We start from the raw sequence: 17,633 nt of genomic DNA, 5'->3' as shown, positions 1-17,633 counted from the left end.
GGTGCTTTCCATGCCAAATTTATTTGTTGTTCATCGTCCTGATGAGTTTTGGCTATCCTTTTCTAACACCTTGTTGCTGGGCTGTCCTAGCCTGATCCGTTTCTGTCTATACCGTTAGACTAGATGACCATCCATATCTAAGTCAGCTCCTAGCTGATGGCGGTTACTTTACCGTGTTACAAAAAGACTACAAGAGTGCGACTTCACACTTTCGTACACAAATCGATCACACATTGATAAATTAGACATGAGATAAAAAAGCATAAATAAAATCAATACAAAAGAAAACGCCCCAACCATTGCTGATTGAGGCGTCTCTTCAATTTTGCTCGAACGTACATTTCTTTGTTCTGGCTAAGAACAAGAAACCGACATATTAGTGTAAACCACCAACGTACTTCGATAAGGTATCAATATCTGCGTCTGTTAACTTTTTAGCTACATCACGCATCATCGCATTCATGTCGTTATTACGGCTACCATCGCGGAATTTCTCAAGTTGAGCCTTGATGTAATCTGCGTGTTGGCCTGAAATCTTAGGGAAACCAGAAAGCTCGGTACCGTTACCACGTGGACCGTGACAAGCAATACACGCCGTTACGCCACGTTCTGCGTTACCAGCGGTGTAAAGAACCTTACCTTCATCTACAACATTTTCAGGTGTAGAGTTGTTCGAGATAGGTAGAGATGCGTAGTATGCCGCTAGGTCAGCCATATCTTCTTCAGATAAAGACATCGCCATTGCACCCATTACAGGTTCATTACGACCTTGCTTACCACCACTCGTCATACCTAGCTTAAGCTCTTTTAACTGCTTCTCTAGATACTTCTCATGTTGACCAGCCAGTTTAGGGTACTGCGTGATCAGACTGTTGCCGTCAGCACCGTGGCAGGCAACACATGTTTGTGATTTGGCTTTACCAGCTTCAATACTACCTTGAGCCCATACTGAGCAGCTGGCTAAAAGACTCAAAATTAGCGCTAATTTCTTCATGACATTCCATTATAATTATCAAGCTTCCAGTACCACTCTATGTTGCCACTCATGGTACAATAGGCGACCTTATGCCGAGCACGGTTATTTTACACAAATTCACAAAAAAGTAATCAATCGACTACACAAAGTCGAGATGGAGTTAACAGTGAGCGTAAAAATTCATTATCAAAACACGCATTTCATTACCAGTGCACCTGATATTCGTCACTTACCAGAAGACGAAGGGATCGAAATTGCGTTTGCAGGACGCTCCAATGCTGGTAAATCTAGCGCACTAAACCGCGTTACAAACCAAAAAAGCTTGGCGAAAACCAGTAAAACCCCAGGTCGAACTCAGCTAATTAACCTATTTAAGGTTACCGACGGCTGTCATATTGTCGATTTGCCTGGATATGGCTTCGCTCAAGTACCGCTTGAGATGAAGAAAAAATGGCAGAAGTCGCTAGGTGAATACCTACAACGACGCGAAAGCCTAAAAGGTTTAGTGGTATTGATGGATATCCGTCACCCAATGAAGGACCTTGACCAACAAATGATCTACTGGGCTATCGATAGCCGCATCCCAGTACAGGTTTTGTTAACAAAAGCAGACAAACTGAAAAGTGGCGCGCGTAAAGCACAACTACTGAAAATCCGTAACGATGCGAAATCTTTCGGTGGTGATGTTGCGGTTGATGTCTTCTCTTCAATGAAGGGCATCGGCGTTGACCAGCTACGTGCCAAGATGGATGAGTGGTTTGCTCCGGTATTTGCCGATCAAATCCTTGATGAATTAGCTGACGAAGAGCACAACGACTCAGAGTAGTTCCTCTATATAGAGCTTTATCTATAATTAGAGGTTAAAGCACTGACAACCAGTGATTTAGCCTTATCAATACCCTGCCTTTTATAGGTGGGGTATTTTTTTACCCACAAATGAGTGAGTTAAACCTAGATCTTGAGAGTTAAAGACAATATTAATCAGTTAGAAGAGAGAGAAGTGAACCATACTAAAAGACAACCTTTGACAAACAGAACAGTGAGAAAGGAATACTCATGTGGAAAAAAACCTTGGCGACCATCGCACTTATATTGATCTCATTTTCCGGTGTAGCATCTGAAGCGGAAAAGCCCAAGACCGAGGCTGCTCTAGTCAATGTTGATATGACCTTAGATCTCGACGGCATGGAGAAGTATGCTCAGGAGGCAAGTGAATCTCTCGAGGTGATATCACAATCGTTGCAAGCCATCGTCAACAACCCCAACCTCAGCGATGACCAGCAGCAAGCCTTGAATCAAACCGTTGAGAGCATTAATAAGCTCGCCAGTTCAACCAAAACATCCCTCAACCAACTGCCGCAAGCCTTAGACAATTCTCGACTCGCCTTTAAAAAAACCAGTCAACTACTGCTAGATGATATCCAAACTAAAATCATTATTGCGTTGGCGGCGGTGATCGCGGTCATTGTTATCGCGTTAACGGCTATCTACCTACTTATCCTCAAACCCATGCAGCAAACCTTGGTGAAAGCGACCCATAACATCTCTTCCATGGCGCACTCAATACAGATCACAGCCGAAGCACTTAAATTCAGTACCGAAAAACAACAAGAAATCATGGATTACATTGAGCATTCACCGACTCAATACACTGATAAATAAGACGTAAGTGATCAATACATTATGAGTTACTTGTAAAATAAAAGTTATTTTCAAGAATAAAACAATCCACTTAGAGACGGATTTAAATTACCAATTGCTGATCAAATTCCAGATTGAAGACAAATCAAGTGATAGAGAAAAAGTTTCGAGAAGAATAGGAAAGATACTAAAAAGAAGCCGATTAACGAGGAAATTATAGGTTGGAAATGTTTTTCTTTCGCACAAGAAAAAACGCCCCAGCCAAATGCTGGCTGGGGCGGCTGAATCAGCCTAATCCAATAACGTGAAACAAAAGGTCTGAAAGATAGAACATCTTACCTCTGTACCCTACGAGATTTAATGTACAACAATTGCTCAGAAATGAAAACAATTTTTGTAGTTTTTTTTCATGAATGTTTTATTAAAACACCTAAACTCTTTCTACAACTCAACTTTATTTGAGACAAAAAAAAGCCAGTGTTTGTGCACTGGCTCATACTAATTTACTCAATAAGGTCGAAAACTGATTAGTGGGCTTGATCCCAGTTGTCACCGTGGCCTGCTTCCGCGACTAACGGTACTTCGAGATCTGCTGCTGACTCCATCAATTCTTGTACTTTACTTTCAATTTCGGCTAAAGCTGACTCTTGAACTTCAAATACCAATTCATCGTGTACTTGCATCAATAGCTTCACACGACCATCGCCTTCGGCTTGAATCCACTCATCCACTAACAACATCGCTTTCTTGATGATGTCTGCCGCAGTACCTTGCATTGGCGCATTGATCGCCGCACGCTCAGCCGCTTTACGACGCATGCCATTACGAGATTGGATTTCAGGAAGATGCAAACGACGACCGTAAATGGTTTCAACGAAGCCTTGCTCTGAAGCAGCGCTGCGAGTGTCTTCCATGTACTGCATTACGCCTGGGTAGCGTTCGAAGTAAGTGTCCATGTAGTGCTGTGCTTCACCACGAGGAATGCCCAGTTGCTTAGCCAAACCAAAGGCACTCATGCCGTAGATAAGACCAAAGTTAACAGCCTTAGCACGACGACGTTGTTCAGTGGTCACACTATCAATATCAACGCCAATAATCTCAGCAGCGGTTGCCGCGTGGATATCTTTGCCTTGTTGAAATGCTTCCAGTAACGCTTTATCACCCGATAGGTGCGCCATGATACGCAATTCAATTTGAGAGTAATCGACCGCTAGGATCTTCCAACCATGTTGTGCAACGAATGCTTGGCGGATACGACGACCTTCTTCATTACGAATTGGGATGTTCTGTAGGTTTGGATCGGTCGAAGACAAACGGCCCGTCGCGGTCACGGCTTGATGATAAGACGTATGAACACGACCCGTTTCAGCGTTGATCATCTTCGGCAGTTTATCTGTGTACGTTGACTTCAGTTTCGCCAGACCACGATATTCAATGATCAGTTTAGGCAATGGATAGTCTAACGCTAACTCTTGCAGCACTTCTTCGTTAGTCGAAGCGGCACCAGAAGGCGTTTTCTTAATAACAGGCAGACCCATCTTTTCGAACAAGATCGCTTGCAGCTGTTTTGGCGAGTTCATGTTGAACTCTTGCTCTGCAATCTCGTAAGCTTTCTGTTCTAGCTCATCAAGACGAACCGCAATTTCTTGCGATTGAGCGCCCAACAACATGTCGTCGATGAATACACCGGTGCGCTCAATGCGAGACATCACAGGAATTAGCGGTACTTCGATCTCTTCATAGATCGATTTTAGCTTTTCATCTTTCTCGATGTTTTCCATCAGGCGGTTATGAAGACGTAAAGTCACGTCAGCATCTTCCGCAGCATATGGAGAGGCTTCACCCAGCTCAATCTGGTTGAAAGTCAGTTGCTTCTTACCTTTACCTGCAATTTGCTCAAATGAGATACAGCTATGTTGTAGGAAACGCAGCGCTAGGCTGTCCATGTCATGCTTACCACCTACGCTATTGAAAACGTATGACGCCAACATGGTATCGAACTTAATGCCCTTCATCTCGATACCGTAGCGCGCTAGCACACTCATATCGTATTTTAGGTTTTGACCCACTTTTGCTTGTGCGTCATCTTCTAGAATCGGTTTCAGCTGCTCAAGCACCCAATCTCGATCCAGCTGCTGAGGTGCGTCTAAGTAATCATGGGCAACAGGCACGTAAGCGGCTACGCCTTCTTCAGTCGCAAATGACAGGCCAACGAGGTTCGCGACCATGTAATCTAGGCTGTCTGTCTCAGTATCGAAAGCAAACACTTCAGATGCTTTCAGTTTCTCTAGCCAAGCATTGAATGACGCTTCATCGAGGATGGTTTCGTAGTTGCTGCGATCAATCGTCACTGCAGAGGTGTTCATTTCTACGGTAGAAGTGGTTGATGCCGCGCTGCTGCGTACCGAACCAGATTTATCATCCGCCTCAACCACACCGCTACCACCTTCAAGTAGCTCGTTCAGCCAAGATTTGAAGACCAATTGACCGTATAGCTTAATGAGTTCATCGGTATTTGGTTGTGCTTTAACGAGAGACTCTGGCGTGTCTTCTAATTCAACATCGAGTTTAATCGTCGCAAGCTCATAAGACATGTCAGCATTGGCTTTATTATCAGCCAGCTTCTTAGCCATCGTCTTCGAACCACGGAAACCAAGCGCCGCAATATCATCAAGGTTTTGATACAGCTTTTCGATACTACCAATACCTTGCAGTAATGCCGTTGCTGTCTTATCACCCACACCCGGAACACCTGGGATGTTATCGACTTTATCGCCCATTAGAGCAAGGTAATCGATGATCAACTCTGGTGGGATACCAAACTTCTCGATAACGCCTTCACGATCCATCACCACATTAGTCATGGTATTGATCAAAGTAACGTTCTCATCAACCAGTTGGGCCATGTCTTTATCGCCAGTACTGATAAGAACTGGCATACCCATCGCGGAAGCTTGAGAAGCCAACGTACCAATCACGTCATCGGCTTCTACGCCAGGGATAGAGATAAGCGGTAGACCCATTGCACGAATTACGTTGTGCAGCGGCTCGATCTGACAACGAAGATCATCAGGCATCGGTGGACGGTTTGCTTTGTACTCTGGGTACATATCATCACGGAACGTTTTCCCTTTCGCATCAAAAATAACCGCAATACGATCAGAAGCAAATTGACGCATCATGCTGCGCAGCATGTTAACCACGCCATAAACAGCATTGGTTGGGATATCACCATTACTCATGGTGCCAGGGTAAGCATGGAACGCGCGATATAGGTAAGAAGAGCCATCGATCAAAATCAATGGATTATCAGGAATACGAGCCATAATGTTTGTGTATCCAGTAAGTACAGAAATAATCTGTTAAGGATGCCACGTCTGCTAATTGGATTCTACGTTGTCGATCCTTATCCGTTGACTCGATTGTGTTCGTTGTAATCAATTTATTGTTATTTTTTGTTCTGCGACAAGGCCCATCTGTGGATAACTCTGTTTATATTATTTATCCACCCTGTTGAGAACTCGACTAAGACAAGCAAAAAACAGATATAAACATATGAAAATAAAGAGTTATTTTACAGATCGAACATATGATCAACGATCTTTTTTAGATCTTGGATTGTGGAAAAGAATGCTGATGGCGTTTTATTCATAAAAATACGTGCCACTAAATATGCATCTTGTTGAAATTGAGATATAAAAAAAGCGACACCCGAAGATGTCGCCTAGCAAAAACCGGTAAAGCTATTCAAATTGAATATCACAGCTTTACCTAAAAGCTATAAATTACACTGGAAGCAATGTGAGCAATGTCGTGTCAAAAAGAACTTAGTACAAGTTCGCGAGAATTCTGTTGGGTAACCAAGTAGATACTTGAGTACTTAACATCCTTGTGAACATTTCCTCATTCCCTAAGACGAAGTTAATAATAATGATTCTCATTTAATAGTCAACAATTAAATGATAATAAATCTCATTTAATTTCTAATCCTTTAATTACAGTGCTCAAATTTGCTTCAAAAAATGAATTCTATTGGTATTAATGTCTTCTTTTTCTTCTAATTTTTCGATTAGGTAACCGTTTCTCAATAACAAACGCAGCATGGCTGGAAACTGGTTACGAGATTTAACTTTCAGTTGTTGATAGCCCTGTTGCTTCACCCACTGTTCTTGAACATCAAGTTGCGCTTGCGCCACACCCTTGTTTCTTGCCAATGATGAAACACCACCAAACCAGCTATAAAAAGTGTTTTCATCCAATTCATAACCGATCTTAAAGCCCAGTAACACACCCGCATCTTCAGCAACGAGGATCAGGCTTGTTTTACCCGCTAATCGCTCCGATAAAGACGCTACACTCTCTTTTTTGGCAAACTCGGTAATCTGTTCAACAACAGGAACCACCTCTTCTAATGAGCCTTCACGCACAATGACAGACATCTTGTTTCATCCTCATAAAACAAAAGGGCTGGCACAACGGCCAACCCTTTGGTGATCATATGGTTTGCTTAACCGTACTTACTTGCCTTGCAGGTGCTCAGCAGCTTGTGCGTTATCTTCAGCAAGCCACTCTGCGACATCTTTAGCGAAGTACGTCAGGATGCCATCAGCACCAGCACGCTTAAAACACAACAGTGATTCCATTACGGTTTCACGCTCTTTCAGCCAACCATTTTGGATCGCAGCTTTATGCATCGCATACTCGCCAGATACTTGGTAAGCAAAAGTCGGCGCTTGTAGCTCATGCTTAACACGGCGCACGATGTCTAGGTAAGGCATGCCTGGCTTAACCATCACCATGTCCGCACCTTCATTAAGATCCATTGCCACTTCGTGAATTGCTTCATCGCTGTTCGCAGGATCCATTTGGTAGTTCTTCTTGTTACCACCTTTCAGGTTCGAAGCACTGCCGACCGCATCACGGAACGGACCGTAGTAGCACGATGCATATTTCGCAGAGTAAGCCATGATTTGGGTATGAATATGACCCGCTTCTTCTAGAGCTTCACGGATCTTACCAATACGACCGTCCATCATATCTGATGGTGCAACGACATCTGCGCCCGCTTCAGCATGAGACAGAGCCTGCTTGATCAAGACTTCAGTCGTCTCGTCATTCATCACATAGCCATCTTCATCGATGATGCCATCTTGACCATGAGTGGTAAACGGATCCAGTGCTACATCAGTAATAACGCCCATATTTGGCACGTGTTCTTTAAGTAAGCGCACTGCACGCTGCACCAAACCTTCAGAGTTATGAGCTTCAGCGGCACATAAACTTTTCGCATCTTGGTTCACTACCGGAAACAGAGCAATCGCAGGAACACCCAATTTTGACAGGTAATCCGCTTCCTCAAGCATAAGGTCGATAGACAGACGCTCAACACCTGGCATTGACTCTACAGGCTCACGGCGCTCTTTACCCATCAAGATAAACATTGGGTAGATTAGGTCATCTACAGACAATTGATTTTCCGCCATTAAGCGACGGCTAAAGTCATGTTTACGCATACGACGCATACGACGACCTGGGAATTGACCTTGAATTGAAACAGACACTAGATTCTCCTTGCCTAGTCTAAACACCAAAATGCTTAGATATGAAAAGTGCTAAATACTGGCAAAAGCATATCACTGATGGCTCAGGACGCTAGCAGTAAAGCGAAAAACCCATTCAAAAAAAGGGATAAATGGCAAAAAATGACCTTCTCCTCACACTGCCGTATACTCATGACAACTCAGTACAAACCGCTTTCAGGACAAAATAATGATCGACACCCATGCCCATATTTACGCGAGTGAATTCGACGAAGACCGTGAACAAGTGGTGCAGCGTGCACTGGCTCAAGGTATTGATACCATTCTATTACCGAACATCGATTTAGAATCTATCGAACCCATGTTAGCGACGGAAGCTCAGTTTCCTGACGTGTGTCGTTCAATGATGGGCTTACACCCATGTTATGTGGATGCAAATATCGAGCAGACCCTGAAAACCATTCGAGCTTGGTTTGATAAGCATGATTTTATTGCCGTCGGTGAAATCGGTATCGACCTGTACTGGGACAAAAATTTTAAGGCCGAACAAGAGATGGCATTCGTGACTCAACTGCAGTGGGCAAAAGATCTAGACCTACCTGTCGTGATCCACACGCGTGATTCTATTGAAGAGACACTTGCCCTGCTTCGCCAAGAACAAGATGGCAGCTTACGTGGTGTTTTCCATTGTTTTGGTAGCAGCTTAGAGGAAGCTCAAGCGATCAACGCGCTCGGCTTTCACCTAGGTTTAGGTGGCGTATCGACCTTTAAGAACTCAGGGATGGATAAGGTGATTCCACATCTGGATATGAATTACGTCATTCTTGAAACAGACTGCCCTTATTTAGCGCCAGCGCCAAATCGCGGTAAACGCAATGAGCCCGCGTATACCGAACTGGTGGCAAAACGCATCGCTGAGCTTCGTGGAATTACCCTTGAAGAGGTCGAAAATATAACCACCATCAATGCTAAGTCTTTGTTTAATTTATGATAAAACTATTAATAACTTGATTTTATGAATTTATAGCCTATTTATTTGGTAAAACAAAGTGATGTGTATACTATCAACCACCTGAATATGGAGGTAGTTGATTATGTGTGACCATTCACAACACTTACAGCGTCAACATCGAACTCTATGGCATAAAATATTAGGGATTAAAGAGCTCTATATATGTCAGAACTGTGGCTATCAGTTAAAGATTCGATAAACAGACATAATAAAAAAGCGGCCCAAGGCCGCTTTTTTATTATGTGATTTTTGCTGAAGGACTCTACTGCTTATACTCTTACAGCACTTTGCGAGTTAAGATTCAGTTTCTTCCTCTTCATCGGCATTTGGTTTACGCACATAAAAACGCGCGAAGAACAGGCCAATCTCAAACAGAATACACATCGGAATCGCCAACAGTGTCTGCGAGATCATATCAGGCGGCGTTAGCATCATGCCGACAATAAACGCACCCACAACAATGTAAGGACGCTTCTCTGCCAGTTCTTTAGGTGTCGTTGCACCCGTCCAACATAGCAAGATAATCGCGACTGGCACTTCAAAAGCAATACCAAAGGCAAAGAACAGCGCGAGTACAAAATCAAGGTAACTCGATATGTCGGTTGCGAACTCTACTCCCCCCAATGAGATGGCGGTAAAAAAGCCAAATACCAACGGGAATACAATGAAGTAAGCGAACGCCACACCACAGTAAAACAACAATGAACTTGAAGCCAATAACGGCATGATCAAGCGCTTCTCATGCTTGTATAAGCCCGGAGCGACAAAAGCCCACACCTGATACAAAATGAACGGAACCGCGAGGAATATAGACGCGATCAAGGTCAGTTTTAAAGGTGTGAAAAATGGCGAAGCAACATCGGTTGCGATCATCGTCGCGCCTTCAGGTAAGCGATCTACCAAAGGTGCAGAGACGAACTCATAAATATCATTAGCGAAATAAATTAGCCCAACAAACACCACCAGAACCGCAACAATCGCACGTAGTAAGCGATTACGTAGTTCTAGAAGATGACTAATTAAAGGCTGTGTCTGCTCAGTCGAAGACATGTCAAACCTCTTAAACAGGAAGATCGAAAAGGAGCCGCACACCTATCTATCCAGTTGAATTGGTATCCACTTGAATAGATATCTACTTGAATAGCTATCGACTTAAACATCTAGCGACTCAAGTATCCGGCGACTCCTCCTTGCGAGACTATTCGGCTTTCTTATCTGACGGTGCTGAAGCTTCGCTGTTGACCTGAATGGTTTCAGATTCAACAGTTTCCGTGACACTAGGTTTAGTCTCACTTGGCTTATCAGACTCAGGCTTAGCATACGGACGTTGAACTTCAGCAGCGGCCTGCTTGAGTTCATCGACTGACGCTTTTAGGTCTGGAGATAAATCTTCCATACCCATTTTTTCCGCCTTGCGTAGGTTTTCTTGCAGTTCTTGAACCTTAAGCTCATGAGAAAGTTCATCTTTCACACTATTTGCCATGCTTTTCGCTTGCCCAACAAACTTGGAGATACTGCGAATTGCAACGGGCAAACGCTCAGGCCCTAAAACCACTAACCCAACGACAGATATTAATACCAGTTCCCAAAAACCGATATCAAACACGATTTACGCCTGCTCTTTGTCTTTCTTTGTTTCAGCAGTTGTTTCAGCGCTAGCTTCTTTCTTCTGCTGTTCAATATTCTTTGGTTCAAAGTCTGCATCTTTCTTATCTGCAGGCTTATCTTCATCGCTCATTGCTTTTTTGAAGCCTTTAACCGCTGAACCTAAGTCACCGCCCATGCCGCGCAGTTTCTTTGTTCCGAATAGCAAAATTACAATTACAGCAATGATTAGAAGTTGCCAAATACTGATACCACCCATTGTCATTGTCCTCGGGTCTGTCTACACATAAAAAATATTAAGGAAGTCTACTGTCTAACGACGGTAAGCTCGCCAACTTAGCAGCCAAAATGTGACACCTGCGATGCCACAGCCCATAGATAGCTGCTCATAAGGGCTTGAAACTAATATTGCGGAGCATACGACTAAAGTTGCTCCAACGCCAAACAAAAACTTTCCAGTTGCTTGCTGACGCTTACTATCTCTATAGCCTTGATAAAGCTGATCCATTCTGTGGTTCATGGCTTTACCTTGGCGCAAGCTGTCATAAAGTAGCTCTGGCAGCTCTGGCAATTTTTCTGCCCAGAATGGCGCACGCTCTTTTACTGCGTTAATCACAGCTTGTGGCCCCACCTGATTCATCATCCAGGTTTCAAGGAAAGGCTTAGCCGTTGCCCACAAATCAAGTTGCGGATACAACTGGCGGCCTAGGCCTTCCACATACAACAAGGTCTTCTGAAGAAGCACCAACTGAGGTTGAACCTCCATGTTGAAACGTCTTGCTGTATTAAATAAGTTTAGCAACACATGGCCAAATGAGATCTCGCCAAGTGGTTTTGCAAAAATCGGCTCACACACCATACGAATCGCGAATTCGAAATCGTTGACGTTGGTGTCGTGTGGTACCCACCCCGAATCCACGTGCAGCTCGGCGACTTTACGGTAATCGCGATTGAAGAAAGCCAGCAGGTTCTCTGCTAAATAGCGCTTATCTTCACTGTTGAGCGTGCCGACAATGCCACAATCCAAACCAATCCACTGAGGGTTGTCTGGATTTTCAGGATTAACGAATACGTTACCTGGGTGCATGTCTGCATGGAAAAAACTGTCGCGGAACACTTGGGTGAAGAATACCGTCACACCACGTTCAGCCAGCAATTTCATGTTCGTGCCGTTGGCGTTCAGGGTTTCAATATCTGAAACTTGAATACCATAGATTCGCTCTGACACCATCAAGGTTTCACTGCTTAAATCAGGGATAACCTCTGGAACATACAGCTCTTCGCTGCCTTCAAAATTACGTCGCAGTTGAATCGCATTCGCTGCCTCGCGGCGCAGGTCTAGTTCATCAAGTAGCGTTTTTTCGTACTCGTGAACCACTTCAACAGGTTTCAAACGACGTGCTTCAGGAAGCGACTTAGCGACTATACGCGCCATTCGGTGCATCAGTTTTAGATCTGCATCAATCACCGGGCGAATATCAGGGCGAATTACCTTCAGAACAATCTCACGACCGCTCTCTTTAAGCTTCGCAGTATGCACCTGAGCGATAGAAGCTGAAGCCAGTGGCTCGATATCAAAGTCGGTAAACCAGTTATCTAGGCTGCCACCAAGGGCTTTTTCCATATCTCGCTTAGCCAATTGACCATCAAATGGCGCCACTTGGTCTTGCAATAGTGCTAGCTGATCAGCGATATGAGGAGGAAATAGGTCGCGACGCGTTGACATCATCTGACCAAACTTAATCCAAACAGGCCCTAATTCTTGCAACGCTAAACGCAAGCGGTGGCCTAATTCTTTATCTTGATGCTTATTCTTGAGCCAAAACAGTGACTTTCTCGCCAGCAAAGGGGCTTTAGTCAACTGGTGCTCAGGCATCAATTCATCAAGGCCGTATTCCAACTGTACCTTGATAATATGATAAAGACGTTTCAGTTCTGTTGGGGTCATGCTTTCTCCAACAGAGCGTTCAATTTAGCTTCAAGACGTGCAGCTGAGCTTTTTACGTCATCAACCTGATCGCAAAAATGTGCCACTTCTAATGGCGCTGGTGCAATCTTCCACTCTTCAGTTAATACCTGAGCGAGATGATTTTGATGCTTAGTGGCTTGCTTAGCCACAAGGCCACCGACATTCTTAACGCCTTGTACCAAGGTATGAGCAACCACGTCACCCGTCACGCGCGATAGCCACTCTTCCAAGTCAGGCTTGCAGTCTGTCATTAGCTGAGCAAATTTCTGAGCCAGTTGAATATCACCCTCTAAGATCAGCTTATCTTGCTTGATCAGTTTGGTGATGTTCGATTGCTCACGCAGTTCTGGCAGTACCGATAGGTTCAAAGATAGGTAGCAATCAGGTTGTCCTTCGTAGTCAGACAACACATCGATTTGTTGGCTAAAAACGAAAGTGAGAGTTTTATTCAGCTCTTTCAAATTAACTTGAATGATCTGCCCCTTTAAACGAGACAAACGACGAACCAAAGCTGGATCATCGTTCACGAAAGTATTTAAAGAGGTTTCAATAACCGCGGTGACCAATGGATCAAATGGCATGACTGTCCTTACCTTTGAAAACGGATAAGCGTTAACCTATCCGTTCTATCTTTATTCTTATTGTTTAGCACACTCAATGAGCCTGCTACCAAGCTCGACTAGAACTTGTAACCGCGGTGCAGCGCAACAATGCCGCCCGTTAGGTTGAAGTATTTCGTATTCTCAAAACCCGCTTCTTGCATCATACCTTCCAAGGTCTCTTGGTTAGGGTGCATGCGGATTGATTCTGCAAGGTAACGATAGCTATCTGCATCGTTAGCAATCAGCTCACCCATTTTTGGTAATAGGTGGAAAGAATATGCATCGTAAACCTTTGATAGTGGTTCAAGTACTGGCTTAGAAAACTCAAGAACCAACAGACGACCGCCCGGCTTAAGTACGCGGTACATTGAACGCAGCGCTTGGTCTTTATCGGTTACGTTACGCAGACAGAAGCTGATGGTAATGCAATCGAAGTAGTTGTCTGGGAATGGCAGTTCTTCAGCATTAGCTTGAACGTAATGTACATTGCCAACAATACCGCTATCACGCAGCTTATCGCGGCCAACATTCAGCATTGAGTTGTTGATATCAGCAAGAACCACGTGGCCTTTTTCGCCTACGATGCGCGAGAATTTCGCAGTAAGGTCGCCAGTACCACCACCAAGGTCTAGGATACGTTGACCCGGGCGAACGCCACTGCAATCAATCGTGAATCGCTTCCACAAGCGGTGAACACCACCCGACATTAAGTCATTCATGATGTCGTATTTAGCGGCTACAGAGTGAAATACCTCTGCTACTTTCGCGACTTTTTGGTCTTTCGCGACTGTTTCGAAACCAAAGTGTGTGGTTTCTGACTCTACTGCTGAATTTGTCTGCACGCTTGTGTCCATAATGCTGTTATCTACCATGGTAAGTTCTCATCGACAGTACACTCTCTCTTTAGAGGCGCTGCGGCCGATTAGTTTACTTTATCCTCAGCGGGTTGTCTTTCTACTAAGGAGGCATTTTCTGAAAAAGCCTCATTTTGAGCGATTTCCGCCAAGCCAACCGAGATAGGTTTCTTCACCTCAACACCCAATTGCTTAAAGCTTTCTGCTTGACGAATCACGTTACCACGCCCAGTCACCAGCTTATTCATTGCACCTTGGTAGCTTTGGTTGGCTCTGTCTAATGAGCTACCCAGACCTTCCATATCATCCACAAACAAGCGCAGCTTGTCGTAAAGTTTGCTCGCGCGCTCTGCAATGATTTGTGCATTCTGGTTCTGTCTTTCGTTGCGCCACAAGTTATCAATGGTACGCAGTGCCACCAGCAAGGTCGTAGGGCTGACCAATATAATGTTTTGTTCCATCGCGTCTTTGACCAAGCTAGGGTCAGCTTGAATCGCGACTTGAAACGCAGGTTCTACCGGAATAAACATCAATACATAATCAAGGCTTTGGATGCCTTTGAGCTGATGGTAATCCTTTTGGCTCAAGCCTTTAATATGCGCTCGCAGTGAAGCCAAATGATCACGCAGTGCTGCGTCGCGTTGTTGATCGGTCTCAGCGTTGAAGTAGCGCTCAAATGCCACCAACGCCATTTTCGAATCGACCACCACCTGCTTATCTTGTGGCAAATGCACGATCACATCTGGTTGGTAACGCTTGCCGGCATCGTTTTGTAGGTTCACTTGCGTTTGGTATTCATGACCTTCTCGTAAGCCCGAATCCACCAACACACGAGCCAGTACCACTTCGCCCCAGTTACCTTGTTGCTTATTATCACCCTTTAGCGCCTGAGTCAGGTTAACCGCTTCACGCGTCATACTCTCATTGAGGCGTTGCAGGTTTTTAAGCTCATGAACTAAGGTGTGACGCTCTTTGGCTTCTTGACTGAAGCTATCATTAACCTGCTTCTTAAAGCCTTCTAACTGCTCTCTCAATGGAGACAACAAACCCTCTAAGCTTTGCTTGTTTTGTTGATCGACCTTAGCGGTTTTGCTCTCAAACAGTTGATTCGCTAACAGTTCAAACTGCTGCTTAAGTCGAGATTCTGCTTGCTCTAACAATTGCAGTTTTTCACTGTTAGCGAGATTTTCTTGGTCGTGCCTAGCTTCTTGCTCGCGAAGCTCAGCCTCCAACTCAGACTTATGCTCCTTAAGAACATTAATATCGTCGGCATACTGCTGACGCTCTTGCTTCACGGCTTCAAAATAGCGCAGCTTCTCCATCGCAGCCATCACCTTGCCATGTGCCTGCTTAAGTTCAAATGCCGCTTTATCTCGATCATCATCCAGCTCATTGAGCTCTTGTTGTGCCTCTGCGAGTGAAGATTTGAGCTGGGATTGTTGTGACTCATGCAGCAAACGGTCGGACTCTAGTTGCTGTTCAAGAAGTCGCTGCTGAAAAGAGAACTTCTGTTTGATCCACCAGCCCACCACTCCGCCGCTGACGAGCGCGCCGGAAATAGCAGCAATAAGCGTTGCCTGATGTTCGATAATCCATTGCATGATAATGATTTAGCCTAATTGGAGATAACTCATTAAATGGTATTTTGATACTGGATAAATGTCCAGTTTGCCGTATTAAAATTCGACAGATAGACTAGGCGCTCCGTATTCTGTCCCATCAAATTAGAATGAGTTGCTATGAACGAACGTCGTGCCTTGGGCTTTGGCCTTGCTGCGGTATTGCTGTGGTCAACAGTCGCTACTGCTTTTAAGCTGACCCTTGCTGAGTTTTCACCGATTCAAATGCTGACCATCGCCAGCATTGTGTCGTCGATTGCGCTGATCGCCGTTTGCGCGTTTCAAGGTAAGCTTTCTCAACTGAGTACCACGTTTCTTTCAAACCCTTGGTATTACTTACTGCTCGGTTTGGTCAATCCTCTAGCCTACTACCTGATTCTATTCAAAGCCTACGACCTACTGCCCGCTTCTCAAGCGCAAGCCATCAACTACAGTTGGGCGATCACGCTGACTCTAATGGCAGCGGTTTTTCTAGGGCAAAAGATTCGTAAACAAGATTGGGTGGCGTGTACCTTCAGCTATGCGGGTGTGGTAGTTATTGCCACCAAAGGTGATGTATTAGGCATGCAGTTCGATAGCCCACTCGGTGTTGCACTTGCTCTGCTTTCCACGTTGCTTTGGGCGGGCTACTGGATTCTCAATACCAAAAATAAAGCTGACCCTGTGGTGGGTGTATTACTTGGGTTCTTGGTAGCATTGCCATTCGCAATTGGTTTAACCATTTACGAAGGTGAAAGCTTTAGCCAAATCACAGCGAAAGGTTGGATGGCCGTGACTTACGTTGGCCTGTTCGAGATGGGCATTACCTTTGTGTTGTGGCTATCAGCACTCAAGCTAACCAACAATACGGCACGTATCAGCAACCTAATTTTCGCCTCACCATTTATCTCGCTAATGCTACTTTCGACCATTATTGGCGAAGAGATTCACCCTGCGACACTGTTCGGCTTGATGCTGATTATTGCTGGCCTTGTTATCCAGCAGATCAAATGGGGAAAGAAGAAAAACAACCACAGCTCTGAAAGTTGATGCCCAGAAAGATTAGGATGATCGCAATACGCGACTTCCAGGGTTATCAACGATAACAAGCTTTAAATACAAAAATGGCGAGTCCTGACTCGCCATTTTTATGTAAACTGAAACCTAATCGGTAAGCAAACACACCTTGTGCAGTGACAATAAAGTTTGTCCGTAAGACTCAAATGAGACAATAAAGTTTGTCCGTAACGATTCACACATTAAGCGGTGAACAGTGCTTCATACGACTTCTCGTCGCACGCCTCATTGTGTGTTTCGAATAAGGTTCTATATTACGGCTAGTAACCCATAATGCTATAAATTATATAATGTCATTTTTGAATCGAGAAACGACTTATGAGCAAGAAAAAGCTATCAGAAAAAGAACTGCTTAAGGGTATTACATCTAATACTGCCCATACTGATGGGCTTGCTACAGTTTCATTAGATGAAGTGGGACTCGAACCCTCAGAAAGCGACTATAAAGCCGCTTTGAAAAGAATTGAATCCTTGTTTGATGTGACTGAACCAGGCACGCCCGAAGGTGATGAACTTGAAAAGCTAGTAACTTGGGTTGAAAGGTATGAAGAAGATCACTTCCCATTTTAAGTTAGCAAGCCATCAGCTGACTCAGCTTTGTCCAAAAGCCTCTCAGGTTGAATTTTTACCCGTGGCACTTTCTAACTAGAAAGTGCCCCATTTCTTATATGGAATCCACGTATTTACAAAGTGATTTAGCAATTAAAGTTAAGATGCGGTCGTATATACGGCTTCTTGTTGAAGGCGCTACCTTCTAGC

Annotated in this window: 16 protein-coding genes; 5 read left to right on the top strand and 11 right to left on the bottom strand. The window is 44.4% G+C overall.

The window, feature by feature from the left end; all coding sequences use genetic code 11:
* Positions 1-376: 376 nt before the first annotated feature.
* A complete protein-coding gene (locus tag ED652_RS08830; RefSeq protein WP_065113320.1) occupies positions 377-994 on the bottom strand; it encodes a cytochrome c in 618 nt (205 codons plus the stop codon).
* Between the two features lie 148 nt (positions 995-1,142).
* Here ED652_RS08830 and yihA point away from each other — a divergent pair, with 148 nt between their 5' ends.
* Entirely contained in the window at positions 1,143-1,802 is a 660-nt protein-coding gene (gene yihA, locus ED652_RS08825) for a ribosome biogenesis GTP-binding protein YihA/YsxC (RefSeq protein WP_065106051.1), read from the top strand.
* Positions 1,803-2,032: 230 nt separating this feature from the next.
* Complete coding sequence (locus ED652_RS08820; protein WP_102525578.1) at positions 2,033-2,638, top strand: GTP-binding protein; 606 nt, start codon at positions 2,033-2,035, stop codon at positions 2,636-2,638.
* A 506-nt stretch (positions 2,639-3,144) separates the two neighbouring features.
* Here the strand turns inward: ED652_RS08820 and polA are convergent.
* From polA to hemB, 3 genes are all read right to left on the bottom strand, one after another.
* Positions 3,145-5,943 (bottom strand): DNA polymerase I, encoded by a 2,799-nt coding sequence (polA, locus tag ED652_RS08815; RefSeq protein WP_122054406.1) that lies wholly within the window; start codon positions 5,941-5,943, stop codon positions 3,145-3,147.
* Between the two features lie 678 nt (positions 5,944-6,621).
* Complete coding sequence (locus ED652_RS08810) at positions 6,622-7,056, bottom strand: GNAT family N-acetyltransferase (RefSeq protein ID WP_122054405.1); 435 nt, start codon at positions 7,054-7,056, stop codon at positions 6,622-6,624.
* Positions 7,057-7,134: 78 nt separating this feature from the next.
* The gene (gene hemB / locus ED652_RS08805) at positions 7,135-8,178 is read right to left on the bottom strand and encodes a porphobilinogen synthase (RefSeq protein ID WP_017107915.1); all 1,044 of its coding nucleotides are present in this window, start codon (positions 8,176-8,178) and stop codon (positions 7,135-7,137) included.
* A 208-nt stretch (positions 8,179-8,386) separates the two neighbouring features.
* On the opposite strand from hemB, the gene ED652_RS08800 reads away from it, so the two are divergent.
* Positions 8,387-9,148: a TatD family hydrolase gene (locus tag ED652_RS08800; protein ID WP_122054403.1), complete on the top strand. Its 762-nt coding sequence runs from the start codon at positions 8,387-8,389 to the stop codon at positions 9,146-9,148.
* A gap of 315 nt (positions 9,149-9,463) precedes the next feature.
* On the opposite strand, the gene tatC is transcribed toward ED652_RS08800, so the two are convergent.
* From tatC to rmuC, 7 genes are all read right to left on the bottom strand, one after another.
* Entirely contained in the window at positions 9,464-10,219 is a 756-nt protein-coding gene (tatC, locus tag ED652_RS08795; protein ID WP_122054401.1) for a twin-arginine translocase subunit TatC, read from the bottom strand.
* A gap of 148 nt (positions 10,220-10,367) precedes the next feature.
* Complete coding sequence (tatB, locus tag ED652_RS08790; RefSeq protein WP_048612432.1) at positions 10,368-10,775, bottom strand: Sec-independent protein translocase protein TatB; 408 nt, start codon at positions 10,773-10,775, stop codon at positions 10,368-10,370.
* 3 nt (positions 10,776-10,778) lie between these two features.
* On the bottom strand, positions 10,779-11,033 hold the full coding sequence (tatA, locus tag ED652_RS08785; RefSeq protein ID WP_004735565.1) for a Sec-independent protein translocase subunit TatA: 255 nt from the start codon (positions 11,031-11,033) through the stop codon (positions 10,779-10,781).
* 54 nt (positions 11,034-11,087) lie between these two features.
* Positions 11,088-12,722 carry a ubiquinone biosynthesis regulatory protein kinase UbiB gene (ubiB, locus tag ED652_RS08780; protein WP_009848053.1) on the bottom strand — a complete coding sequence of 545 codons (1,635 nt, stop codon included), beginning with the start codon at positions 12,720-12,722 and terminating at the stop codon, positions 11,088-11,090.
* Positions 12,719-13,324, bottom strand: a complete 606-nt coding sequence (locus ED652_RS08775) for an SCP2 domain-containing protein (protein WP_017099242.1) — start codon at positions 13,322-13,324, stop codon at positions 12,719-12,721. The genes ubiB and ED652_RS08775 overlap by 4 nt, the downstream gene beginning before the upstream one ends.
* A 98-nt stretch (positions 13,325-13,422) precedes the next feature.
* The gene (gene ubiE / locus ED652_RS08770) at positions 13,423-14,202 is read right to left on the bottom strand and encodes a bifunctional demethylmenaquinone methyltransferase/2-methoxy-6-polyprenyl-1,4-benzoquinol methylase UbiE (RefSeq protein WP_029222994.1); all 780 of its coding nucleotides are present in this window, start codon (positions 14,200-14,202) and stop codon (positions 13,423-13,425) included.
* Between the two features lie 65 nt (positions 14,203-14,267).
* A complete protein-coding gene (rmuC, locus tag ED652_RS08765; RefSeq protein ID WP_122054400.1) occupies positions 14,268-15,800 on the bottom strand; it encodes a DNA recombination protein RmuC in 1,533 nt (510 codons plus the stop codon).
* Positions 15,801-15,938: 138 nt separating this feature from the next.
* Here rmuC and ED652_RS08760 point away from each other — a divergent pair, with 138 nt between their 5' ends.
* Positions 15,939-16,847, top strand: a complete 909-nt coding sequence (locus ED652_RS08760; RefSeq protein ID WP_122054398.1) for a DMT family transporter — start codon at positions 15,939-15,941, stop codon at positions 16,845-16,847.
* 345 nt (positions 16,848-17,192) lie between these two features.
* Positions 17,193-17,444: a hypothetical protein gene (locus ED652_RS08755; protein WP_102278982.1), complete on the top strand. Its 252-nt coding sequence runs from the start codon at positions 17,193-17,195 to the stop codon at positions 17,442-17,444.
* Positions 17,445-17,633: the final 189 nt, after the last annotated feature.

This window comes from Vibrio sp. Evd11, from assembly GCF_900382755.1.
Lineage (GTDB): Bacteria > Pseudomonadota > Gammaproteobacteria > Enterobacterales > Vibrionaceae > Vibrio > Vibrio lentus.
Note: the sequence above shows the minus strand (reverse complement) of the source record. Positions and strands in the feature narration are given on the sequence as shown.